Source organism: Amycolatopsis silviterrae (genome assembly GCF_042684085.1).
GTDB lineage: Bacteria > Actinomycetota > Actinomycetes > Mycobacteriales > Pseudonocardiaceae > Amycolatopsis > Amycolatopsis silviterrae.
Genome location: NZ_JBHUKS010000014.1, coordinates 194,145 through 216,051 on the forward strand (window position 1 = coordinate 194,145; position 21,907 = coordinate 216,051).

24 protein-coding genes are annotated in these 21,907 nt (G+C 69.9%); 21 read left to right on the top strand and 3 right to left on the bottom strand.

Annotated features, from left to right (window positions below):
* The first annotated feature begins 99 nt into the window (after positions 1–99).
* The 14 genes from rpsP (at position 100) to ACFSVL_RS20050 (ending at position 11,225) form a co-directional block, all read left to right on the top strand.
* The gene (gene rpsP / locus ACFSVL_RS19985) at positions 100–543 is read left to right on the top strand and encodes a 30S ribosomal protein S16 (RefSeq protein WP_378306250.1); all 444 of its coding nucleotides are present in this window, start codon (positions 100–102) and stop codon (positions 541–543) included.
* Positions 540–779, top strand: a complete 240-nt coding sequence (locus ACFSVL_RS19990; protein ID WP_003103110.1) for an RNA-binding protein — start codon at positions 540–542, stop codon at positions 777–779. Before rpsP ends, ACFSVL_RS19990 begins: the two co-directional genes overlap by 4 nt.
* A 25-nt stretch (positions 780–804) precedes the next feature.
* A complete protein-coding gene (gene rimM / locus ACFSVL_RS19995) occupies positions 805–1,320 on the top strand; it encodes a ribosome maturation factor RimM (protein WP_378306252.1) in 516 nt (171 codons plus the stop codon).
* Positions 1,321–1,330: 10 nt separating this feature from the next.
* Positions 1,331–2,038 carry a hypothetical protein gene (locus ACFSVL_RS20000; protein ID WP_378306253.1) on the top strand — a complete coding sequence of 236 codons (708 nt, stop codon included), beginning with the start codon at positions 1,331–1,333 and terminating at the stop codon, positions 2,036–2,038.
* A 4-nt stretch (positions 2,039–2,042) separates the two neighbouring features.
* Entirely contained in the window at positions 2,043–2,789 is a 747-nt protein-coding gene (trmD, locus tag ACFSVL_RS20005; protein ID WP_378306255.1) for a tRNA (guanosine(37)-N1)-methyltransferase TrmD, read from the top strand.
* A gap of 195 nt (positions 2,790–2,984) precedes the next feature.
* The gene (gene rplS, locus ACFSVL_RS20010) at positions 2,985–3,353 is read left to right on the top strand and encodes a 50S ribosomal protein L19 (RefSeq protein WP_116205650.1); all 369 of its coding nucleotides are present in this window, start codon (positions 2,985–2,987) and stop codon (positions 3,351–3,353) included.
* Between the two features lie 31 nt (positions 3,354–3,384).
* Positions 3,385–4,311, top strand: a complete 927-nt coding sequence (gene lepB / locus ACFSVL_RS20015; protein WP_378306257.1) for a signal peptidase I — start codon at positions 3,385–3,387, stop codon at positions 4,309–4,311.
* 38 nt (positions 4,312–4,349) lie between these two features.
* Entirely contained in the window at positions 4,350–5,192 is an 843-nt protein-coding gene (locus ACFSVL_RS20020) for a ribonuclease HII (RefSeq protein ID WP_378306259.1), read from the top strand.
* On the top strand, positions 5,189–5,512 hold the full coding sequence (locus ACFSVL_RS20025) for a DUF2469 domain-containing protein (protein ID WP_003096226.1): 324 nt from the start codon (positions 5,189–5,191) through the stop codon (positions 5,510–5,512). The genes ACFSVL_RS20020 and ACFSVL_RS20025 overlap by 4 nt, the downstream gene beginning before the upstream one ends.
* Positions 5,513–5,744: 232 nt before the next feature.
* Entirely contained in the window at positions 5,745–6,125 is a 381-nt protein-coding gene (locus ACFSVL_RS20030; RefSeq protein WP_378306261.1) for a YraN family protein, read from the top strand.
* Positions 6,125–7,636 (top strand): YifB family Mg chelatase-like AAA ATPase, encoded by a 1,512-nt coding sequence (locus tag ACFSVL_RS20035; protein ID WP_378306262.1) that lies wholly within the window; start codon positions 6,125–6,127, stop codon positions 7,634–7,636. The genes ACFSVL_RS20030 and ACFSVL_RS20035 overlap by 1 nt, the downstream gene beginning before the upstream one ends.
* A gap of 387 nt (positions 7,637–8,023) precedes the next feature.
* Entirely contained in the window at positions 8,024–9,196 is a 1,173-nt protein-coding gene (gene dprA / locus ACFSVL_RS20040) for a DNA-processing protein DprA (protein ID WP_378306264.1), read from the top strand.
* A gap of 51 nt (positions 9,197–9,247) precedes the next feature.
* Positions 9,248–10,267 carry a tyrosine recombinase XerC gene (locus tag ACFSVL_RS20045; protein ID WP_378306266.1) on the top strand — a complete coding sequence of 340 codons (1,020 nt, stop codon included), beginning with the start codon at positions 9,248–9,250 and terminating at the stop codon, positions 10,265–10,267.
* Positions 10,268–10,376: 109 nt separating this feature from the next.
* Positions 10,377–11,225, top strand: coding sequence for a FliA/WhiG family RNA polymerase sigma factor (locus ACFSVL_RS20050; RefSeq protein ID WP_378306268.1), 849 nt, complete (start codon positions 10,377–10,379; stop codon positions 11,223–11,225).
* Between the two features lie 254 nt (positions 11,226–11,479).
* Here the strand turns inward: ACFSVL_RS20050 and ACFSVL_RS20055 are convergent, their stop codons facing one another.
* Entirely contained in the window at positions 11,480–11,977 is a 498-nt protein-coding gene (locus ACFSVL_RS20055) for a murein hydrolase activator EnvC family protein (RefSeq protein WP_378306270.1), read from the bottom strand.
* 1,229 nt (positions 11,978–13,206) lie between these two features.
* Here ACFSVL_RS20055 and rpsB point away from each other — a divergent pair.
* The 5 genes from rpsB (at position 13,207) to ACFSVL_RS20080 (ending at position 17,658) form a co-directional block, all read left to right on the top strand.
* Positions 13,207–14,097, top strand: coding sequence for a 30S ribosomal protein S2 (rpsB, locus tag ACFSVL_RS20060; RefSeq protein WP_378306271.1), 891 nt, complete (start codon positions 13,207–13,209; stop codon positions 14,095–14,097).
* A gap of 82 nt (positions 14,098–14,179) precedes the next feature.
* Positions 14,180–14,995 (top strand): translation elongation factor Ts, encoded by an 816-nt coding sequence (tsf, locus tag ACFSVL_RS20065; protein ID WP_378306273.1) that lies wholly within the window; start codon positions 14,180–14,182, stop codon positions 14,993–14,995.
* Positions 14,996–15,093: 98 nt separating this feature from the next.
* The gene (gene pyrH, locus ACFSVL_RS20070) at positions 15,094–15,840 is read left to right on the top strand and encodes a UMP kinase (RefSeq protein WP_378306275.1); all 747 of its coding nucleotides are present in this window, start codon (positions 15,094–15,096) and stop codon (positions 15,838–15,840) included.
* 49 nt (positions 15,841–15,889) lie between these two features.
* Entirely contained in the window at positions 15,890–16,447 is a 558-nt protein-coding gene (frr, locus tag ACFSVL_RS20075; protein WP_009074501.1) for a ribosome recycling factor, read from the top strand.
* 176 nt (positions 16,448–16,623) lie between these two features.
* The gene (locus ACFSVL_RS20080; protein ID WP_378306501.1) at positions 16,624–17,658 is read left to right on the top strand and encodes a phosphatidate cytidylyltransferase; all 1,035 of its coding nucleotides are present in this window, start codon (positions 16,624–16,626) and stop codon (positions 17,656–17,658) included.
* Position 17,659: 1 nt separating this feature from the next.
* Here ACFSVL_RS20080 and ACFSVL_RS20085 read toward each other — a convergent pair whose 3' ends face one another.
* Entirely contained in the window at positions 17,660–18,502 is an 843-nt protein-coding gene (locus tag ACFSVL_RS20085) for a VOC family protein (RefSeq protein ID WP_378306277.1), read from the bottom strand.
* Positions 18,503–18,613: 111 nt separating this feature from the next.
* Here ACFSVL_RS20085 and ACFSVL_RS20090 point away from each other — a divergent pair, with 111 nt between their 5' ends.
* A complete protein-coding gene (locus ACFSVL_RS20090) occupies positions 18,614–19,435 on the top strand; it encodes a class I SAM-dependent methyltransferase (RefSeq protein ID WP_378306279.1) in 822 nt (273 codons plus the stop codon).
* Here the strand turns inward: ACFSVL_RS20090 and ACFSVL_RS20095 are convergent.
* The gene (locus tag ACFSVL_RS20095; protein WP_378306281.1) at positions 19,372–20,037 is read right to left on the bottom strand and encodes a PadR family transcriptional regulator; all 666 of its coding nucleotides are present in this window, start codon (positions 20,035–20,037) and stop codon (positions 19,372–19,374) included. The genes ACFSVL_RS20090 and ACFSVL_RS20095 overlap by 64 nt on opposite strands.
* Positions 20,038–20,206: 169 nt before the next feature.
* On the opposite strand from ACFSVL_RS20095, the gene ACFSVL_RS20100 reads away from it, so the two are divergent.
* Positions 20,207–21,859 (top strand): glutamate--tRNA ligase, encoded by a 1,653-nt coding sequence (locus ACFSVL_RS20100; RefSeq protein ID WP_378306283.1) that lies wholly within the window; start codon positions 20,207–20,209, stop codon positions 21,857–21,859.
* The last annotated feature ends 48 nt before the right edge of the window (positions 21,860–21,907 follow it).

The window sequence follows — 21,907 nt, forward strand, 5'->3', positions numbered from 1 at the left end:
TCGCCGTGTGGAAGCTCCTGACCTCCGGGCGCCGCAAGCCTGTCCCCACGGGTTCCGCGCGCGCCCCGCACCACACAGCACTGAGGAGTACCCACACCCGTGGCCGTCAAGATCAAGCTGCAGCGCCTCGGCAAGATCCGTGCGCCGTACTACCGCATCATCATCGCCGACGCGCGCACCCGCCGGGACGGCAAGGCCATCGAGACGATCGGCAAGTACCACCCCAAGGAAGAGCCGAGCTTCATCGAGGTCGACACCGAGCGGGCGCAGTACTGGCTGGGCGTCGGCGCGCAGCCGACCGAGCCGGTTCAGCGCATCCTCGAGATCACCGGCGACTGGCAGAAGTTCAAGGGCCTGCCGGGCGCCGAGGGCACCCTGAAGGTGGCCGAGCCGAAGCCGTCCAAGCAGGACCTGTTCAACGCGGCGCTGGCCGCGGCGGGCGAGGAGCCCTCCACCGAGGCCACCACGCCGAAGAAGAAGTCGGCCCCGAAGAAGGCCGACAAGGCCGAGGCCGAAGCGGCTGAGGGCGAGAAGTCCGAGTGAGCTTCCTCGCCGACTCCCTCGAGCACCTGGTGCGCGGGATCGTCGACAACCCGGACGAGGTCCGGGTCGAGCTGCTGACCACGCGCCGTGGCCGCACGCTCGAGGTGCACGTCCACCCCGACGATCTCGGCAAGGTGATCGGCCGGGGCGGGCGCACCGCGACCGCCCTGCGCACCGTGATGGGCGGCATCGGCGGCCGCGGCGTCCGCGTGGACGTCGTCGACACCGATCGCTGACCCGGATCTCGGAAGAACGGTCAGGATGGACGTCGTAGTCGGCCGCATCGCGAAAGCGCACGGCATCCGCGGCGAGCTCGCGGTCGACGTGCGCACGGATTCGCCGCAGCAGCGGTTCGCGATCGGTGCGGTCGTCACGACGAAGCTGCGCGACAGCAGCACGAGAGAACTCACCATCGCAGCCGCCCGCGAACACAGCGGGCGGCTGCTGGTGCGTTTCGAGGAAGTGCTCACGCGCGACGTCGCGGAAACCCTGCGCGGCGCCCTGCTGCTCGCGGACACCGAAACGCTCCCGCCCACCGGCGACCCGGACGAGTTCTACGACCACGAGCTGGCCGGCCTCAGCGCCGAGCTGGCCGACGGGACGGTCGTGGGCAAGGTCGTCGAGGTGGTCCACTCGCCCGCCGGGGAATTGCTCGAACTCGATCATGACGGACGCTCGGTGTTGGTACCTTTCGTCCGCGCCATCGTTCCGGTGGTGGACGTCGCGGGGGGCCGGGTCGTGCTCGACCCGCCTGAAGGCCTCCTCGACGCTGACTGAGGGGGAGCTTGTGAAGTTCTGGGCGAAGGCCGCCTTCGCGGCCGTATTGATCACCGCTTTCGCCGCGCCGCCCGCGCAGGCCGCTTCGCCGGTGTACGGCGACTTTTCGCTGATGTTCCAGCGCAGTGCCGGCCAGTACGCGCCGCCGGGGGAGAAGGCGTTCCAGTGGGCCTGGTCGCCGCAGTCGGCCACCGAATCGCAGATCACCTGGGGCGACCCGGTCACGTGGCCGCCCGCCACGGCTGAGCACTTCGTCCGCTCGGGCGACTGGGTGCTGCTCGACGGCTGGGACGGCAACGGCACGTACTACTCGCAGCGCGTCACCGAAGAGTCCGCGTGCGACGGCGCCACCTGCACGCCGATCCCGTCCGACGGCGGCCGCCAGCACTACGTGCGCTGGACCGTGCCGTCCTCCGACTACCGGCTCGTCGCGCGCGGCACGATCACCGAGCAGAGTTCGGGCAAGGTCGTCCACTTCGAGCACCTGCAGACGTGGGGCGCGCCCGCTCCGTGCTCGAACGCCCGATTCGGGGCCCGCACCTGCGTCACGCAGACCGAGACCTGGTCGGACGACAACGGCCTGCCCGCCGGGTCGCCGATCCGCCAGACGCTGCACCGCAGCATCAAGATCGCGCAGGGGCTCGGCATGGCCTTCGCGATCGACCAGGACGTCCCGAGCCCGTGGCACGCCGAGGCCACCGAGTACTGGAACTGGTAACCGCTTGCGCATCGACGTCGTCACCATTTTCCCCGAGTACCTGGATCCGCTGCGCGCCGCGCTGCTGGGCCGGGCGATCGACCGCGGCCTCATCGAGGTCGGCGTGCACGACCTGCGCGACTGGACCCACGACGTCCACCGCGCGGTCGACGACGCGCCCTACGGCGGCGGCCCCGGCATGGTCATGAAGCCGCAGATCTGGGGCCCGGCGCTGGACGACGTGTGCGGCGAGGGGACCCGGCTCGTGGTCCCGACCCCGGCGGGCAAGCCGTTCACCCAGGAACTGGCGCACGCCTACGCCGAGGAAAAGCACCTGGTGTTCGCCTGCGGCCGCTACGAGGGCATCGACCAGCGGGTCGTCGACGACGCGGCCCGCCGGATGCCCGTCGACGAGGTCTCGATCGGCGACTACGTGCTGGTCGGCGGCGAGGCTGCGGTGCTGGTGATCGTCGAGGCCGTGGTCCGCCTGCTGCCCGGCGTGCTCGGCAACGCGCGGTCCGCGGCCGAGGACTCGTTCTCCGACGGCCTGCTCGAAGGCCCCAGCTACACCCGCCCGGAGGTGTGGCGCGACCTGGCGGTGCCGGACGTGCTCCGCTCGGGCAACCACGCGCTCATCGACCGCTGGCGGCGCGACCAGGCGCTCGGGCGCACCGCGCGGCGGCGGCCGGATCTCCTGGCCCAGCTGCCCGAGGGCAGCCTGGACAAGCGGGACCGCGAGGTGCTCGACGGGCTCGGCGACCAGCCCGGATAGGCCCCGTGCGAGGTCACCGCAGGCCTCTGCCATAATGAATCAGTTGGCGTGACGCGTAGTGCTTTACAAACGCTCACAGCGGCTGTTAAGTCGCGACGCCAACCGTGAATGCCATCAGCCCCGGGCTAGTCGCAGTGAACTCCACTGCGCGCTCAAGCTGTACGTAAGCCACACGAATACGAGGACGGACCACCGATGAACACCCTGGACGCGCTGGACGCGCAGTCACTGCGTTCCGACATCCCGGCCTTCCGCCCCGGCGACACGCTCAAGGTGCACGTCCGCGTCATCGAGGGCAACCGCGAGCGCAACCAGGTCTTCCAGGGCGTCGTGATCCGCCGGCACGGCGGCGGCGTCCGGGAGACCTTCACCGTCCGCAAGGTCTCGTTCGGCGTCGGCGTCGAGCGCACCTTCCCGGTGCACTCGCCGAACGTGGCCGAGATCGAGGTCTTCAAGCGCGGCGACGTCCGCCGGGCGAAGCTGTACTACCTGCGCGAGCTGCGCGGCAAGAAGGCCAAGATCAAGGAGCGCCGCGAGAACCGCGAGACCGCCTCTGCCCGCTGAGTGGCGAGTCGGTTACCGGTAGCCTGGCGACGTGGTCGAACCAGTGTCGCGGAACGCCGATGAGGACGGCCCCGAACGCCCGGAGGAGGACCAGGAACGGTCCGGCGGGCGTGGGGGGTCGCACCGGCGGGGCAAGTCCTCGAAAAAGCGGTCGTTCTGGAAGGAACTGCCGATCCTGATCGTGATCGCCCTGGTGCTCACGATCCTGATCCAGGCGTTCCTCGCCAAGGTCTACATGATCCCTTCGGGATCCATGGAGTCCACGCTGCACGGCTGCCCCGGCTGCACCGGCGACCGGATCCTGGTCGACCGCGTCACCTACGACTTCACCGACCCCTCCCCGGGGGACGTGATCGTGTTCAAGGGCCCGCCCGCGTGGACCGAGAACGAGATCGCGCCGCAGGAGTCGAGCAACATCGTCGTGCGCGCGCTGCGCGGTCTCGGCTCGCTGGTCGGGTTCGCCCCGCCGGACGAGCGGGACTTCGTCAAGCGCGTCATCGCCACCAGCGGCCAGACCGTCCAGTGCTGCGACGACCGCAACCGGGTGATCGTCGACGGCAAGGCCCTCGACGAGCCTTACATCCACTGGGAAGACGACAACCACCGCGTGCAGGAGTCGTTCGCCCCGGTGAAGGTCCCGCAGGGCGCGCTCTGGGTGATGGGCGACAACCGCAACAACTCCGCCGACTCGCGCTACCAGGGCGGCGGCGGACCCAACGGTGCCGTGCCGGTCGACGACGTCATCGGCAAGGCCCGCATCATCGTGCTGCCGCCGAGCCGCTGGGGCGGCATCTCGGACCACAATCCGCAGGAGAACGCGCAGCCGGTCGCGCTCGGCGCGCCCGCGTGGCAGCAGGGGCTGCCGCTCGGCATCGGCTTCGCCACCGCGGTGCCGACGCTGTTCGTCGGACGCCGGTTGAAAGCGGGCCTCCGCAAGGCGGCCGGCCGGAGACGGTAAGCGGTGCGCTCCGTCCGCGACTTCCGGGTGGTGCTTCGGTGACTCTCCCTCCTCCCCGCACTCCGGCGGAACCGCTGCGCCCGCCGCGCGCGGCGGTGCGCGGCGAGCTGTTCTGGGGTCTGCAAGGCGCGCTCGAACGACGCGGCCTCGGCCCGGTCGCCGGGGTCGACGAGGCCGGTGCCGGTGCGTGCGCGGGTCCGCTCGTGGTCGCTTCGTGCGTGCTTCGTCCCGGCGACGGTGCGCGCCTGCCCGAGCTGACCGATTCGAAAATGCTCACCGCGAAGGCCCGGGACCGGGTTTACGACCGGGTCCTGCAACGCGCCCTCGACTACTCGGTGATCGTCATCCCCGCCGACCAGGTGGACCTGCTCGGCATCCGGGTGATGAACCTGGAGGGCATGCGCCGCGCCGTCGCCGGCCTGCGCACCCATCCCGGATACGTCCTCACCGACGGCTTCCCGGTGCCCGGCATCCCCGCGCCGAACGTCGCGGTGATCAAGGGGGACCGCAGCGTCGCGAGCATCGCGGCGGCGTCCGTCCTGGCGAAGGTGACGAGGGACCGGATCATGGCCGGCCTGCACGAAGAGCTGCCCGCGTACGGCTTCGACGTGCACAAGGGCTACAGCACCTCGGACCATTTGGCTGCGCTGAGTGAGCACGGCCCGAGCCCGGTGCACCGCTGGTCCTACACGAATGTCGCGACCGTTGCCCTCGCGCACGGGCTCACTGCCCCGCATCCGGTCGTGCTGACCTACGCTGCACTGGAGAATGCCCTGGAAAAAGCGGGCGGGCCGGTCCGTGCCCCGGGCCGCTCGGTGGGTAAGAATGAACGCTCCGCCGCCGGAGCAGGACGAACGCGAGGAGGGGCGCGGATTTCATGAGCGCAGAGGATCTCGAGAAGTACGAGACCGAGATGGAACTGTCGCTGTACCGCGAGTACCGCGACATAGTGGGCCAGTTCTCGTACGTGGTGGAGACCGAGCGGCGGTTCTACCTGGCCAACGCGGTGGACGTGCAGGTCCGCGACGGCGGCGGCGAGGTGTACTTCGAGGTGCGCATGTCGGACGCCTGGGTGTGGGACATGTACCGCCCCGCCCGGTTCGTGAAGCACGTCCGGGTCATCACCTTCAAGGACGTCAACGTCGAGGAACTCGACAAACCCGACCTGCGGCTCCCCGAGGACGGCCCGTTCTCGGGCTGACCCCGCCTTTCCGCCACGAGGCCACCCGGCACTTGCCCGGGTGGCCTTCGTCGTCTCCGCACACCGCCCCGACATTCTCGGGTCTTCCCGCTCGCAGACCGGCTTTTGATCCACAACCCCCGGCTTATCCACAGCCGGCGGGAATCCCCCTGGCGCAGGGTCTGATCACGTTGCGATCGTGAAAGCACACGCACCGTGACCGGCGGTGCACCCGCTGTCCGAGGGGGACACCATGAACGACGGCCCGCGCCCCGGCGCGCACTGGCGCCGGAAGTTCGGCCGCTGGGGCGAGGACCTCGCCGCCCGGCATCTGCAGGCCGCCGGCATGGTCCTGCTCAGCCGGAACTGGCACTGCCGCGAAGGCGAACTGGACCTGGTCCTGTCCGAGGGCGACCGCGTGATCTTCTGCGAGGTCAAAACCCGCTCCAGCACCGAATACGGCACACCCGCCGAGTCGGTCACGCCGGAGAAGATCGACCGCGTCCACCGAGCCGCGATGCGCTGGCTGAAGGAACACCGAGTCGGCTGGTGCCGCATCCGCTACGACGTCGTCACCGTCTACGCACCCGACGGCGAAGAGCCGGTCGTACGCCATCTCGTGGGAGCTTTCTGATGCCGCACGCCAAAACCTGGTCTGTCGCCTTGCTAGGCATCGAAGGCCGCGTAGTGGAGATAGAAGCCGACCTAGGCGGCGGTCTGAGCCGAGTCACCCTGGTCGGCCTGCCCGACGCTGGTCTCCGCGAGGCGAAAGACCGAGTCCGCTCCGCCGTCCGCAATTCCGGCCAGTCGTGGCCGGACGGCAAAATCACGCTGGCCCTGTCCCCGGCCAACCTGCCCAAAATGGGTTCCGGCTACGACCTGGGCATCGCAGCCGCCGTCCTGGCCGCCATCGGCGCCGTCCCCGCCCGAAAACTCCTGCACACCATCCTCCTGGGCGAGCTGGCCCTAGACGGCCGGATCCGCCCCGTCCGCGGCGTCCTCCCAGGCTTGCTCGCCGCCAAAGCGGCCGGCCACGAACGTGCCATAGTCCCCAGCGAATCCCTGGTAGAAGCCGCCCTGGTAGACGGCCTGGAAGTCTCCGGCGTCACCCGCCTGGCCGACCTGATCGCCTGGCTCAAAGACGAAGCCGACCTAGTCCCTCCCGCCGCCCCAGTCCCCGCTGCCCCCGAAGAAATCCCCGACCTGGCGGACGTCGTAGGCCAACCAGAAGCCCGCTGGGCCCTAGAAGTCGCCGCGGCAGGCGGCCACCACCTCCTGCTCACCGGCCCACCTGGCGTAGGCAAAAGCATGCTCGCCAGACGACTCCCCGGCCTTCTCCCGGACCTGTCCCCGGCGGAGTCCCTAGAAGTGACCGCCATCCACTCCGTAGACGGCTCCCTGTCGAAGTCGTCGCCGCTGGTGACAGTCCCGCCCTTCGTCGCCCCACACCACTCCATCAGCCCACCAGCCCTCATCGGCGGCGGCACCGGCCTAGCCGCCCCCGGCGCGATCAGCCGCGCTCACCGAGGGGTCCTTTTCCTAGACGAGGCTTGCGAATTTGGAAACCAACGCCTCGACTCGCTCCGCACCGTGCTGGAAGAAGGAGAAGTCCGCATCGCCCGAGCCAAAGGCGTAGTGCGCTATCCCGCCCAATTCCAGCTGATCCTGGCAACCAACCCCTGCCCCTGCGCCCCACCCCGCGAGACCGACTGCACCTGCTCAGTCCCTACCCGCCGCCGCTACCTGTCGAGACTTTCCGGCCCGCTCCTGGACCGAGTAGACCTCCGCGTCCGGCTACGTCCGCTCACCGCCATCTCCGCCCACCAATCCACCACCCCCGAACCTTCCGCCGTCGTCCGCACCCGAGTCCTAGCCGCCCGCGACCGCGCGAAACACCGCTGGCACGAACACGGCTGGCAGTCCAACACCGAAGTGCCAGGCCCCGTACTGCGCCGGGATTTCGCCCTGCCGCCACCCGCTACCGCAGTACTGGACCGAGCCTTAGACCGAGGCCTCCTCACCGCCCGAGGAGCCGACCGATGCCTGCGCATCGCCTGGACCCTGGCCGACCTGGCCGCCTTGCCCCAACCCGACACCGACCACGTCACCGCCGCCCTCGACTTCCGAGAACGCAAAGCCGCCTAGCCCACGCCCGGCTGTCCGACGCGAACAGCGCCGACATTTCGAGCGCACGCGAAATCCGGCGGAAACCCCGTCCCTTTCGCCCGACCCGCCACGCGCGGTCCCTTGCTCCGCCGAGATCTCCTAACTCCGGACAGGCAATCCCGCCCGCCCGGAACCTCAACGAAAGGAAGCACCCATGTCCCATCGAGCCGTCCCCTCCACGTCCCGGCGCACCCGGCACCGCAGGCCGAAAACGCCGCAGCACAAAATCGTCCGGCATCTGCATCCCGTGCGGCACAGGGAAGTCCGCCCCGAACACGACCCGGTCCGCGTCCGAGAACGACTGGCGCTCCATCGCCCTCTCGCCGTCGTGCGCAACGAGAAGCCCGTTCGCCGAAGAGGTGCGGCATGAGCGTCGCCATCGAGGACCAGACCGCCGCGACCGACTCCGAACGGCTCGCCCGCGCCTATCTGCTCGGAGTAGCCGAACCACCGGCACCCCACTTGCTGGAGTTCGTCGGCGAGCACGGCCCGGTCGTCGCCGCCGAGCGAGTTCGCGCCGCGGACTGTCCCCATCAGGTCCTCCGCGAAACAGCCGCGCGCCGGGAAACCGCCCTCGCGGAACAGGATCTCGAAGAAGCCGCTAAAACCGGTGCCCGGCTCGTGGTCCCCGAAGACCATGAGTGGCCAGCCTGGCCCTTGCTATCGATGGCCGTAGCGAGCGGAAACGGCGTAAAACACGTGGCCGCTCCGCTCGGACTGTGGGTGCGCGGCCACGTGAGCCTGGCCGAAGCCGCCGACCGCGCGGTGGCGGTAGTCGGTGCCCGGATGGCCACCGACTACGGCGTGAACAACGCGCTCGAGATCGGCCACGCCTTGGCAACCCGCCAAGTACCGGTGTTCTCCGGCGCGGCGCTGGGCATCGACGCCGCCGCCCACCGAGGCGCACTCAGCGGCGGCGGGGTGACGGTCGCGTTGCTCGGATGCGCGGTCGACTATGCGTATCCGGCGGGAAACATCCCCCTGTTGAACAGCATCATCGACCAGGGCGGCGCGCTTGTCAGCGAGTACGCGCCGAAGACTCCGCCCGCGCGTCACCGATTTTTGGTGCGCAACCGCCTGATCGCAGCTCTCACCGACGGCACAGTCGTTGTGGAGGCCGGAATCCGCAGCGGCGCGCGCAACACCGCCACTATCGCGGGCTCGCTCGGCAAGGTGGTGATGGCGCTGCCGGGATCAGTGCATTCGGGCAGCTCAGCCGGTTGCCACGCACTGATCCGGGACTGCAAGGCCACGCTGGTCACCTCAGTCGACGAGGTGCTCGAAACCGTGGGCCGCTTCGGCACGGTGGCCCCCGCGCCCGAGCCGAGCCGTCGTCCCACTGACAATCTCGGACCGGAGGCGTCGCGGGTCTACGACGCGCTGCTGCCGCGAGCCGGACGTGCTCCGGAGGAGGTCGCGGAAAGCGCTGGAGTGCCGGTTTCCCGGGTTCGCGCCTTGTTGCCGGCACTGGAAATCGACGGCTTCGCGGTGCGCGGCGAGACCGGCTGGCGGCAGATCGTCCGAACGGCCAACCGATGATGGGCGTGGCGATGCTTGACCAATGGCGATGGTTCGCGCAGCGTAATCGCCATGCCCTCAGCGAGTGCACGCGAGGACGCGGTCCCGCGTCCCGGTGGACACCGGAAACGCCCGCCACGACCCGATCTTCGTGCTCTTCGCGCCGAATTGCCGGAGTCCGCCGAGTCGGTGGTGGCCGGTTACGAACGGCATCTGTCGCTGGAGCGTGGGCTGTCGCCGCACACCGTGCGCGCGTACGTCGGCGACGTCGTCTCGCTGCTGGCGTTCCTGACCGCGGGGGAGGGAGACCGTCCCGCGCGGCGCTTTGAGGACTTGGACGTCACGCAGCTGCGCGCGTGGCTCGCGGGACAACGCTCGGACGGAGCCGGGCGCACCACCCTCGCGCGCCGCGCCGCAGCCGCGCGCACGTTCACGGCTTGGGCGCACCGCACGGGCTTGTTGAAGTCGGACCCAGGCGGTCGGCTGGCCGCGCCGCGCGCGCACCGGAACCTGCCTGGCGTGTTGCGGGCCGAGCAGGCCGACGCGCTCATGGACGCCTCCGCGAAAGGGGCAGCCGAACGGGATCCGGTTGCGCTGCGTGATCGCGCGTTGGTCGAGTTGCTGTACGCGACCGGCATTCGGGTGTCGGAATTATGCGGACTGGACGTCGGCAGCGTGGACTTTTCCCGGCGCGTGGTTTCGGTGGTGGGCAAAGGGGACAAAGAGCGGACAGTTCCGTTCGGCGTCCCGGCGGCCGGGGCGCTGACCGCGTGGCTGGAGGACGGACGGCCCGCGCTGGCTGGGGAAACGCCGCCGGCGGCGCTTTTCCTGGGCGTTCGCGGCAAGCGCCTCGACCCGCGCGCGGCGCGCCGGGTGGTGCACGAGGCGGTGGCCGCGGTGCCCGGCGCAACGGACATGGGGCCGCACGGGCTAAGGCATTCCGCCGCGACGCATCTGCTCGAAGGAGGTGCCGATCTCAGGAGCGTTCAGGAACTGCTTGGTCACGCTACGCTGGCCACGACCCAGCTCTACACTCATGTGACCGTCGATCGGCTGAAGGCGATCCATGACCGAGCACACCCGCGGGCCTGAAGAGGCCGGCGGTGGCTCGGCCGGGGACGGCAGGGCCGAACCGCCGGCGCACGCGCATCCGCACGAGCACGGAGACCACACTGAGCAGCACGCCGAGAACGACCGTGCAATGACTTCCACATCGCAGGTCACGGAAGCCGGGGCGGAACGCCCCGGCGTGCAGGACGCCGTCAACGGTGCCGGTCGTCCTGGTCAGGACGTCGACGCGGGGATTCAGGCGCTGTGGCAGCAGTTCGCCGACAAACCGGACCAGACCTCCCGCGACCGGCTGGTGCTGCACTACGCGCCGCTGGTCAAGTACGTCGCGGGCCGGGTCGGCACCGGTCTGCCGACGCATGTAGACGTAGGCGACCTCGTGCAGTCGGGCATTTTCGGGCTGGTCGACGCGATCGAGAAGTTCGACCCGGAACGCGGCCTGCGCTTCGAGACCTACGCGATGCAACGCATCCGAGGCGCCATCCTGGACGACCTGCGCTCCCAGGACTGGGTCCCGCGCGCGGTGCGCAGCAAGGCCAAGGAGACCGCCCGCGCCCTGGAACGCCTCGGCGCCCGCCTGCACCGCACCCCGACCGACGCCGAACTCGCCGGCGAAATGGGCATCAGCCTCGACGACCTGCGCGATTTCTACGGCCAGCTCCGCCTGACCAGCGTGGTGGCGCTGGAAGACCTGGTCGCCGCGGGCAAAGACGCCGGCTCGCTGGTCGACACCCTCCCCGATGACGGAGCGGTCGACCCGGTGGCCGTCCTGGTGGACCAGGACAACCGCCGCCAGCTGGCGGAAGCCATCGCGCAGCTCACCGACCGGGACAAGATCGTGGTCAGCCTCTACTACTTCGAAAGCCTGACCCTGGCGGAAATCGGCAAGGTCCTGGGCGTCACGGAATCGCGCGTGAGCCAGCTCCACACCCGCGCCGTGATGCGCCTGCGCGCGAAGCTGATGGAGCAACCCAGCGGCTGACCCTTCGGCTGACGATCGCCCGGCCGACGATCGCCCGGCCGACGACCGCTCGGCTGACGACCGCCCGCAGCTGCGCTTCTCGCGATGCCCGCAGCGGCTAGGACGCGCTGCCTTGGGTGACCGGGGCGGTTTCGGGCTGTTGACCTCCTTGGCGTTGTGCGCCTCGCGGCGGCGAAGCGGAGTTTGGGTGCCGCGCGCTGGCGGGGTCGGGCTGCCTAGCTGCGAACGGGCTCGGGAGTCTCCGGTTGCCTCGGTCAGGGCCCTTCTGCCCACGGCTTGAGCCGTACTCGGCTTGGGGCGCCGACCAAGGCGAGCGGGTCGATGTACTCCGTGCCGCGGCGGGCGCCCCAGTGCAGGCAGGCCGCGGACGGGCAGCCGGGGTGGCCCGGGGCTGCGGTTCCCAGCGGTTGGCCGCGATAGATCTGGTCTCCGGCGGCGACGGTCGGCGCGATGGGGAGGTAGGTCGTGTGGAGGCCGCCGTCGTGGTCCAGTGCGACTACTCCCTGGCCCGCCACTTGGCCCGCGAATACGACTATGCCTTTGTCCGCGGCCAGTACTTGTTGTCCGGCGGTCGTTTCCAGGTCTACGCCTCGGTGGCCTGGGCCGAACGGGGTCGCGGGCGGTTCGAAGGTGCGGGTGACGTGAGGGCGGGGCGTCAACGGCCAGGCCAGGCGGCCGGGCTGCTCGGGGACCGGCTGGAGAGACGTGGCGTCGGCTCGGGCGTTGAACAGGGCTGCTGAGCTTGCGGACACGACTAGGACTGTCGCCAGGATCAGCCACGTTCGGGTGCTTTTGCGGGTGCGTCGGCTGAACAGCGGGAGTGCGCCGCTCGTGCCTGCCAGACGCAGGGGTGGGTGGCCCCAGGCGAAATCGCAGGGGAGCGAGATTCGGATTCTGGGCAGGAGGGGCGTCGCTGCTCGGGGGTTGGGTGGGCGGAGGAGCCTGCGGGCCGCGAAGAGGGTGTGGCGGGCAGCGTAGGTCGCTCGGCGAAGGACGGCGCGGATTCTGGGCGGTCTAGCGGGTATTCGGCGGTGGCGGCCGCTGCGGGGGAGTGCCGCGGGCGGTATCGCGGACGAGAGCTGGTCGTCTGGGGACAGCAGGGCGGTGGCTGCGGACGGGTTCTGGGCTAGCAGGGCGGTGGTTGCCAGGACCACCGGGTGCGGTTCCGGCGAAGGCGCAGGGCTCGCTTCACGGTCCGGGCGTGGGGCAGGCGAGGGCGCGGAGCTGACAGGAGGACGGGCAGGCGAGGGTGCTGGGCTGGCAGTAAGAGCGGTGGACGAGGGCGCTGGGCTGGCAGGGAGCGGGGCAGGCGACGGCGCGGACCTGGCTGGAGCTGGACGGGGAGCAGTCGACGGCGTGGCATCGGAACGACGAGGGGCGGGCCAAGACGTCGAACTGGCATGACGAGGGTCGGGCGACGGCGCAGGACCGGAAGCACGAGAGGTCGGCGACGGCGCGGAGTCGGCAGGACGAAGGACGGGCGAAGGCGTTGAGCTGCCAATACCCCGCCCAGCACCGGAATCGGCGGAGCGGACGGGGACGGCGGCAGCGGGGAAAGCTCGGGTCGTGGTCATGTCCCCATCCTCGGCGTCCGGCCGACCGGAACCGGCGTTTCGGAGGTAGTTGTCCACAGGCGGACACAGTTGTGGACAACCCCGGGTCGGGCCAAGGCTGCCCGCAGGGGCGGGGCTGGTGGCAGGGGGTAGAATCACTTTCGCAGCCCACTCGCTGGGCTGACTTCGCGTGCACGTGCGCGCGTCCCCGGACGGGCCGCTTCGGCGGGAACCCGGACGGAGGGGCGCACGGTGTCCGGCGGTCCCTGGGGTTTCGCACTGCCGAACCCGCGGGTCCGGGCATCGGCTGCGGCACCAGGGCCCACGACCTCCCGGTCGCGGGCGACTAACCGGAACAGCGCCTCCGCGGGCGGATCGGAAGACCGGCGGCGGGAGCGCGCGAATACAGAGAAGGTGTGATTCCGGCAATGGCCGTCGTCACCATGAAGCAGCTGCTCGACAGCGGCGTGCACTTCGGGCACCAGACCCGTCGGTGGAACCCGAAGATGAAGCGCTACATCTTCACCGAGCGCAACGGCATCTACATCATCGACCTGCAGCAGACGCTGACGTACATCGACCGTGCGTTCGAGTTCATCAAGGAAACCGTCGCGCACGGCGGCACCATCATGTTCGTCGGCACGAAGAAGCAGGCGCAGGAAGCGATCGCCAACGAGGCCGCGCGCGTGGGCATGCCCTACGTGAACCAGCGCTGGCTCGGCGGCATGCTGACCAACTTCCAGACCGTCCACAAGCGCCTTCTCCGCCTGAAGGAGCTCGAGGCCCAGGAGCAGACCGGCGGTTTCACCGGGCTGACCAAGCGCGAGATCCTCACGCTGACCCGCGAGAAGGACAAGCTCGAGAAGACCCTGGGCGGCATCCGCGACATGGCCAAGGTGCCGTCCGCGGTGTGGATCGTCGACACCAAGAAGGAGCACATCGCCGTCGGCGAGGCTCGCAAGCTCAACATCCCGGTCGTCGCGATCCTCGACACCAACTGCGACCCGGACGAGGTCGACTACCCGATCCCGGGCAACGACGACGCGATCCGTTCCGCCGCGCTGCTCACGAAGGTCGTCGCCGAGGCGGCCGCCGCCGGGCTGATGGCGCGTTCGGGCCGCAACGGCGCTTCGGCCGACGCGAAGCCGGAGACCGGCGCGTCGGACGAGCCGCTGGCCGAGTGGGAGAAGGAGCTGCTCGCGGGCTCGGAGACCGCCGCGGCCGACGCGACCGAGGCCGCTGCCGCGACCGAGACCGCCGAGACCGCCGCGACCGAGACCGCGGACGCGACCGGCGAGCAGGCTCCGGCCAACTCCTGATCCACCCCGTCCGGGCGGTCCGCGCAGGGCCGCCCGGACGGCGCTCACCGCACACGTACCTGAAACGGACGGATTCAACACGATGGCGAACTACACCGCCGCTGACGTGAAGCGCCTGCGCGAGATGACCGGCGCGGGCATGATGGACTGCAAGAAGGCCCTCGAGGAGAACGAAGGCGACTTCGAGAAGGCTGTCGAGTTCCTGCGCATCAAGGGCGCCAAGGACGTCGGCAAGCGCGCCGAGCGCGCCACCGCCGAGGGCCTGGTCGCCGGCGACGGCGGCGTCATGATCGAGCTGGACTCGGAGACCGACTTCGTCGCCAAGAACGACGACTTCCAGCAGCTCGCGGCGAAGATCGTCGAGACCGCGAAGGCGCTGAAGTCCAGCGACGTCGAGGCGCTCAAGGCCGCCGACCTGGACGGCAAGCCGGTCAACGAGGTCGTGCAGGAGCTGTCGGCCCGCATCGGCGAGAAGCTCGAGCTGCGCCGCGTGGTGTCGTTCGAGGGCAAGACCGCGACCTACCTGCACCGCCGCGGCTCCGACCTCCCGCCGGCCGTCGGCGTGCTGGTCGAGTTCACCGGTGACGACGTGGACGCCGCCCGCGGCGCCGCGATGCAGGTCGCCGCGCTGCGCGCGAAGTACCTGACCCGCGAGGAGGTGCCGGCCGAGATCATCGAGAACGAGCGCCGCATCGCCGAGCAGACCGCCCGCGAGGAAGGCAAGCCCGAGCAGGCGCTGCCGAAGATCATCGAGGGCAAGGTCAACGCGTACTACAAGGACAACGTGCTGCTCGAGCAGCCGTCGGTCAAGGACAACAAGAAGACCGTCAAGGCCCTGCTCGACGCGGCGGGCGTGACCCTGACCCGGTTCGCCCGGTTCGAGGTCGGCCAGGCCTGAGCGAGGCACTGGGACTAGGTTCTGGCACTGTGCCCCGTCTCCGCGCATCGGGGAGACGGGGCACAGTCGGGTCTACCGAGGGGCAGGAGGCGACAGACATGGGTGAGGACCGGGTCGAGGGCGGATACCGCCGGGTGCTGCTGAAACTGGGCGGCGAGATGTTCGGCGGCGGCGCGGTGGGCGTCGACCCCGACGTCGTGCACTCCGTAGCCCAGCAGATCGCCGACGTCGCGCGCACCGGGGTGCAGATCGCGGTGGTGATCGGCGGCGGCAACTATTTCCGCGGCGCGGAGCTGTCCCAGCGCGGCATGGACCGCGACCGCGCCGACTACATGGCGATGCTCGGCACCGTGATGAACTGCCTGGCGCTGCAGGACTTCCTCGAAAAGGAAGGCCTGCCCACGCGGGTGCAGACCGCGATCACGATGGGCCAGGTCGCCGAGCCCTACATCCCGCGCCGCGCGGAACGGCACCTGGAGAAGGGCCGCGTCGTCATCTTCGGCGCCGGCGTCGGCATGCCGTACTTCTCCACCGACACCGCCGCCGCGCAGCGCGCGCTCGAACTCGGCTGCGAGGCCGTGCTGATGGCGAAGGCCGTGGACGGCGTCTACACCGCGGACCCGAAGACCGACCCGGACGCGAAGATGTTCCACGAGATCAGCCACCGCGAGGTGCTCGAGCGCGGCCTCAAGGTCGCCGACGCCACCGCGTTCAGCCTCTGCATGGACAACAACATGCCGATCATCGTGTTCAACCTGCTCACCGAGGGCAACATCGCCCGCGCGGTCGGCGGTGAGAGGATCGGCACGCTGGTCTCCACCCCCGCCGACGAGGCGTCCGCCTAGACCTGCTGGGATCAAGCTCAGGTCCGACAACACAACACCGGGAGTAGCCGTGATCGACGAGACCCTCCTCGACGCCGAGGAGAAGATGGAAAAAGCGGTGTCCGTCGCGAAGGAAGACCTCACGTCGGTGCGCACCGGGCGGGCCCACCCGTCGATGTTCTCCCGCATCGTCGTCGAGTACTACGGTGCGCCGACCCCGCTGAACCAGCTGGCCAGCGTCAACGTGCCCGAGGCCAGGATGGCCTTGATCAAGCCCTACGACCAGACGCAGCTGAACGCCATCGAGAAGGCGATCCGCGAGTCCGACCTCGGCGTCAACCCGAGCAACGACGGCAACGTCATCCGCATCGTCATCCCGCAGCTCACCGAGGAGCGGCGCAAGGAGATGGTGAAGGTCGCGAAGGGCAAGGGCGAGGACGCCCGCGTCTCGATCCGCAGCATCCGCCGCAAGGCCAAGGAAGAACTCGACCGCATCGCCAAGGACGGCGAAGCGGGCGAGGACGAGGTCGCGCGCGCGGAGAAGGAGCTGCAGAACCTCACCGACACCTACGTGCACCAGGTCGACGAACTGGTGAAACACAAGGAAGCCGAGCTGCTCGAGGTCTGATGAGCCAGGTGAGCGAGGAACGCGACGAGCGGGTGGGCGACATCCCGCCACCGGACCCGGCCGCCGGGCCGGACCCGGTGTCGCGGCCGGAACCGGCTACGGAACCGCCTGCTGGGCAGCGGAAATCGGAGTCCGCGACGAACGCGCGCGCGGAATCCGGTGCCGTGCCGGGGAAACTGGCGGAAGCCGGGGCCGGCGACGGTGCCCAGGCTGCTTCCGCGGACGGACCGGCGAAGGGCTCGAAGCGAGTTTCCGCGGGCGAGTCGGCGAAGGGTGCGAAGGGCGCGGAAGGCGTTTCCTCGGGTGCGCCGGGCAAGGGTGCGAAAGCTGAAGGCGGGTCCGCGAACGGCGGGGCGGCCGAAGGCGCATCCGGAAGCGAAGGCGAGCCGGAAAAGAAGGCGTCCCGGGCCGGGCGCAATCTTCCCGCGGCGATCGGCGTCGGGCTGCTGCTCGGGGCCGCGATCATCGTTTCCCTGGTCACCGTGCGGTTCCTCTTCATCGGGGTCATCGCCGCCGCGATCGCGGTCGGCACGTTCGAGTTCTCCGGCGTGCTGCGCCGGGTCGCGGACACCAAGGTCGCGCTGATCCCGGTGCTGGTCGGCGGGCAGGCGATGATCTGGCTGGCCTGGCCGTTCGGCCGGGAAGGCGCGCTCACCGCGTTCGTGCTCACCGTCCTCGCCTGCCTGCTGTGGCGATTGCCCGGCGGCGCGAAGGGCTATGTGCGCGACGTCAGCGCTTCCGTTTTCGCCGCCGCGTACCTGCCGTTGTTCGGCGCGTTCGCGGCCATGCTCGTGCCGCCGGACGACGGCGTCGGGCGCGTGCTCACCTTCCTGATCGCCGTCGTCGCTTCCGACACCGGCGGCTACATCGCCGGCGTGCTCGGCGGCAAGCACCCGATGGCGCCCACGATCAGCCCGAAGAAGTCCTGGGAGGGCTTCGCCGGTTCGATGATCGCGGGCATCGTCGCGGGCGTGCTCACGATCAGCCTCATGCTCGACGGCCAGGCCTGGCAGGGCGTCATCTTCGGCGCGGCCATCGTGCTCACCGCGACGCTCGGCGACCTCGTCGAGTCGCTCATCAAACGCGACCTCGGCATCAAGGACATGGGCACGCTGCTGCCCGGCCACGGCGGCATCATGGACCGCCTCGACTCGCTGCTGCCCTCGGCCGTCGTGTCCTGGCTGCTGCTGTCGGCCTTCGTTCCCGCCTGAGTCAGTCGTCGTACGGGTCGTCGACCTCGGCGCGGCCCACGCCTTCCAGCACCCGCGAGTGGTCGATCACCGCGAACACCGCGCCGTCCTGGTCGGCGAGGATCGCGGTGCGGCCGAACGGGGTGTCGTACGGTTCGAGCACCACCGAACCGCCCAGCATCAGCGCCTCGCCCGCCGCGGCGTCCGCTCCGCGCGCGGGGTCGACCTCGAAGTACACGAGCCAGTGCGGGGGAGTGTCCCGGCGGTATTCGGGACCCATGACGTAGCGGTACAGCACCGCCGTGTGCTCAATGGAATATTCGACATAGTCGACGCTCTCGCCGTCGCCGACCTGACGGCTCGAGTAGTTGAACAGCTTGGTGTAGAAGTGGTCCGCGGCCACGCCGTCGTGCGTGTTGAGGTCCGCGCCGCTGAAGGTGTTGGGCGCGCCGCCCGCGAACTGCCAGTCCGGCGGGGCTTCCCAGAACACCACCGGCGCGCCGCACGCGTCGATCGCGTGCACGATGCTCCCGCGTTCGGGAATCGCGACCGGCCCGAGCGTGACCTGGCCGCCGAGGTGTTCCACCCATTCGGCCGCGCTCGCCGTGTGCGGCACCGCGAGCTGCATCGTCCAGCCGGGCGCGCTGCGGGCCCCGGCTTGGTACAGACCACCGGCGGGCACCCCGTCGCGCGAGGCGATCGAGTACCGGCCGGTCGGCGCCGCGGGATCGCGCCGGATTTCGTAGTCCCAGCCGAAAAGCCGGGAGTAGAAGTCCTGTGTCCTGGCTTCGTCGTGGCACGCTACCTCGACCCAGCAGGGCAAGCCTGCCGGGATCGTGCGGGCGCCGGGCCAGCCGATCGACATGGTGCGTCTCCTCCCCGATGAAGGGAGAAGTGTATTCGGACCGGCGGGGTTCTACGCTCTGAGCGGGAAAAGCTGCCGCGCCCGCCGGCGCCCCGGACGGAGAGGAGTGCCGTGCGCTGGTTCTTCCGCGGCCCGGCGGCGTCCGACGAAGTCGTTCCCAGTCCGAACATCTGGTACCACCAGCACGTTTACGACGTGGAAAACCGGGCGCAGGACACCGGCGGCGACATCTGGCGCGTACTGCGCGAGGAGAGCGACTGGACCGGACGCGACGTTCTCGACCTCGGCTGTGGTGACGGATACCACTTGCCGTTCTTCGCCGCCGACGCGCGCTCGGTGCTCGGAATCGAACCGCACCCGCCGCTCGCGCGGGACGCGGAGCGACGGGTGCGGGATCTGGGGAACGTGCGGGTTCGCGTGGGGCGAGCGCAGCAGCTGCCGGTGGACGACGCCAGCGTGGACATCGTGCACGCGCGCACTGCGTACTTCTTCGGCCCTGGATGCGAACCCGGATTGCGCGAAGCGGAACGGGTGCTGCGGCCCGGAGGATCGATCGTGATCGTCGACCTCGACGTGACCAGTGAGCCGTACGGCGGGTGGATGCGCGCGGACTTGCCGCACTACGACCCGCCTGCGGTGGAACGCTTCTTCGCCGCGCACGGCTTCAACTGTCGGCGCGTACGCACGCGTTGGCGCTTCGCGGACTTCGCCGCGGCGGAATCAGTGTTGAAGATCGAGTTCAGCGCGAAGGTCGCGCAGCGGGCGATCGCTGACACGCACCGGCTGAACCCCGGACCGGGCGAGGTGACGCTGCCGGTGGGCTATCGCGTGCATTGCCGCGTCAAGCCCACCGGCCTCGTCCTGCCCGGTCACTCGGCTGCCTTGCCGGAGTCACCGGAGTCCTCGTCTTCGACCTCGCCGAGGATCGAGTAGAGCGAACGGCGTGCTTCGTTGAGCACGTCCACCGCGCGGGCCTGCTGGTTCTCGCTGCCGGCGCGCATCACCTGCACGACGGCCGCGGCGAGCGTCGCGCCCGCTTTGCGCAGGTCGTGCTCGACCGGTTCGACGTCGTCGGTGAAGTGCTCCCACGGCGGCGTGCCGGTCTGCTGCTCGGCGGTGGCACGGCCCTCGTCGGTGAGTTCGAAGAGCTTTTTCCCGCTCTCGTCGCGGCTCACGACCAGGCCCTCGTCGGCCAGCATCTGCAGGGTCGGGTAGATCGAGCCGGGGCTGGGCGTCCAGAGCCCGCCGCTGCGCTCGCCGATCTCGCGGATGATCTCGTACCCGTGCCGCGGCTGTTCCGCGAGCAGGGTGAGGATCGCCGCCCGCACGTCGCCGCGGCGTCCGCGCCGGGAGCCGCGGCGCCCGCCCGGACCGTGGCCGCGCCGTCCGCGCCCGCCGGGCCCGAAGGCGAACTCGCCGAATTCCCGGCCCCAGGGGCCGGACGAGGACCGTCCGCGCTCGTCGTGTTCTCCGTGTTCGTGATGTCCGCCGGGGAAGGAGCGTCCGCCGGGGAACGGGTGTCGTCGTCGGTTCATGGTCTTGGTTCCTTTCTCGAACTGTTGCGACACGTTCACGATATATCGGAAACGGTCGATTGGCAACCCTGGCGACAACCCGGGACCTGGGCGACCGCCGGAGACGGCGGTCGGCGATACTCGAAGCACTAGCGAAAACACCCGAACGACCTGGGAGACCCGACCTCCGATGCTGGACCGTGCGGTCATCGACGCCCTGTTCCCCGCGGATCTGCCCGAGCCTGAGCACTGGGAACAGCGCTATCCGGCCCGGCAGCTGCCCGACGGCGCGAAGGTGACCCGGTTCGGCCCGTCGCCGACCGGGTTCGTGCACATCGGCGGCATCTACGTCGCGACGATCGACCAGGACGTCGCGCGCCGCTCCGAAGGCCGCTACCTGGTGCGCGTCGAGGACACCGACCAGTCGCGCGAGGTCGAGGGCGCGCTGGAGCAGTTCGAACGCGGCTTCGCGTACTTCGGGCTGCAGGCGGACGAGGACGCGGTGCGCGGCGGCGACTACGGCCCGTACCGCCAGTCCGAGCGCGAGCAGATCTACCTCACCTACGTACGGCACCTGCTGCGCGAAGGCCGCGCGTACATCGACTTCGCGACGAAGGACGAGCTGGCGTCCATCACCGCGCGGCAGCAGGCCACGAAGCTGCCCACCGGCTACTACGGCTCGTGGGCGATCTGGCGCGACGCCGACGCGGCCGACGTACAGGCGAAGCTCGACGCGGGCGAGCCGTGGGTGGTCCGTTTCCGCGCGCCCGACGACACCGGGCAGCGCGTGCGCTTCACCGACGCGATCCGCGGCACCATCGAGGCCGAGGCCAACCGCAACGACGTGGTGATCCTCAAGAGCTCCGACCAGAGCCCGCGGCTGCCGACCTACCACTTCGCGCACGCGGTCGACGACCACCTGATGCGGGTGAACCTGGTGATCCGCGGCGACGAGTGGATCTCGTCGGTGCCGACGCACCAGCAGCTCTTCGAAGCGCTCGGGTTCGAGCCGATCCAGTACGCGCACATCGCGCCGCTGATGAAGCAGGAGGGCGGCAGCAAGCGGAAGCTGTCCAAGCGCAAGGACCCGGAAGCGTCGGTCGACTTCTACCTCGAAGCCGGCTACCCGGTCCCGGCGGTGCTGTACTACCTGCGCGGACTGGCGAACGGACGGCTCGCCGAGATGCCGCTGGCCGAAGCGCTCGACGCGCCGATCAACCTCGACGAATGCGGCGTCGCCGGTCCGCTCGTGGACCTGGTGAAGCTGGACGACCTCGCGGCGGACTACGTCGCGACGCTGTCCGGCGAGGAGATCCTCGCGTCGGTGCTGGAGTGGGCCGAGCGGTTCGATCCGGAGCTGAAGGCGGTCCTGGAGTCCTCGCGCGAGCTGGCGCTGCGTGCGCTGTCGGTGGAGCGCGAAGGCGTCGAGAACCCGCGCAAGGACCTGAAGAAGTGGAGCGAGTTCCGCACCGTCTACGGGTTCTTCTTCCCGCAGCTGCACCAGGCGGCGACCGGTCCGGACGACGAGCGGATCGCCGCGCTCGGCGTCGCGGCGGACGTCGTGCGCGCGGTGGCGTCGGACTTCGTTTCCGCGTACCGGCAGCTCGACGACGGCCAGGAGTGGTTCCAGCAGATCCGCGAGGTCGCGGCGAAGCACGGGTTCGCCAAGAACGCCAAGGAGTTCAAGAAGGACCCGGACGCCTACCCCGGTTCGATCCGCGAGGCTTCGCAGATCATCCGGATCGCGATCACCGGGTCCACCCGGAGCCCGGACCTGCACTCGATCACGCAGGCGCTGGGCGCGGAGGAAACGTTGCGGCGCTTCGGCAATCTGGTCGGCTGACCCTCTTGTGAGTGCCTAGGCTCCATGCCGGGGACTTAAGGCGGGCGC

What these genes read in the sequence shown, in the direction of transcription:
- dprA (WP_378306264.1), top strand. Translation starts at nt 8,024, where the DNA reads ATGAGCGTCGCCATCGAGGACCAGACCGCCGCGACCGACTCCGAACGG.
- ACFSVL_RS20035 (WP_378306262.1), top strand. Translation starts at nt 6,125, where the DNA reads ATGCCGCACGCCAAAACCTGGTCTGTCGCCTTGCTAGGCATCGAAGGC.
- ACFSVL_RS20100 (WP_378306283.1), top strand. Translation starts at nt 20,207, where the DNA reads ATGCTGGACCGTGCGGTCATCGACGCCCTGTTCCCCGCGGATCTGCCC.
- rimM (WP_378306252.1), top strand. Translation starts at nt 805, where the DNA reads ATGGACGTCGTAGTCGGCCGCATCGCGAAAGCGCACGGCATCCGCGGC.
- ACFSVL_RS20050 (WP_378306268.1), top strand. Translation starts at nt 10,377, where the DNA reads ATGACTTCCACATCGCAGGTCACGGAAGCCGGGGCGGAACGCCCCGGC.
- ACFSVL_RS20045 (WP_378306266.1), top strand. Translation starts at nt 9,248, where the DNA reads ATGCCCTCAGCGAGTGCACGCGAGGACGCGGTCCCGCGTCCCGGTGGA.
- rpsB (WP_378306271.1), top strand. Translation starts at nt 13,207, where the DNA reads ATGGCCGTCGTCACCATGAAGCAGCTGCTCGACAGCGGCGTGCACTTC.
- pyrH (WP_378306275.1), top strand. Translation starts at nt 15,094, where the DNA reads ATGGGTGAGGACCGGGTCGAGGGCGGATACCGCCGGGTGCTGCTGAAA.
- ACFSVL_RS20085 (WP_378306277.1), bottom strand. Translation starts at nt 18,502, where the DNA reads ATGTCGATCGGCTGGCCCGGCGCCCGCACGATCCCGGCAGGCTTGCCC.
- ACFSVL_RS20095 (WP_378306281.1), bottom strand. Translation starts at nt 20,037, where the DNA reads ATGAACCGACGACGACACCCGTTCCCCGGCGGACGCTCCTTCCCCGGC.
- ACFSVL_RS20025 (WP_003096226.1), top strand. Translation starts at nt 5,189, where the DNA reads ATGAGCGCAGAGGATCTCGAGAAGTACGAGACCGAGATGGAACTGTCG.
- ACFSVL_RS20030 (WP_378306261.1), top strand. Translation starts at nt 5,745, where the DNA reads ATGAACGACGGCCCGCGCCCCGGCGCGCACTGGCGCCGGAAGTTCGGC.
- rplS (WP_116205650.1), top strand. Translation starts at nt 2,985, where the DNA reads ATGAACACCCTGGACGCGCTGGACGCGCAGTCACTGCGTTCCGACATC.
- tsf (WP_378306273.1), top strand. Translation starts at nt 14,180, where the DNA reads ATGGCGAACTACACCGCCGCTGACGTGAAGCGCCTGCGCGAGATGACC.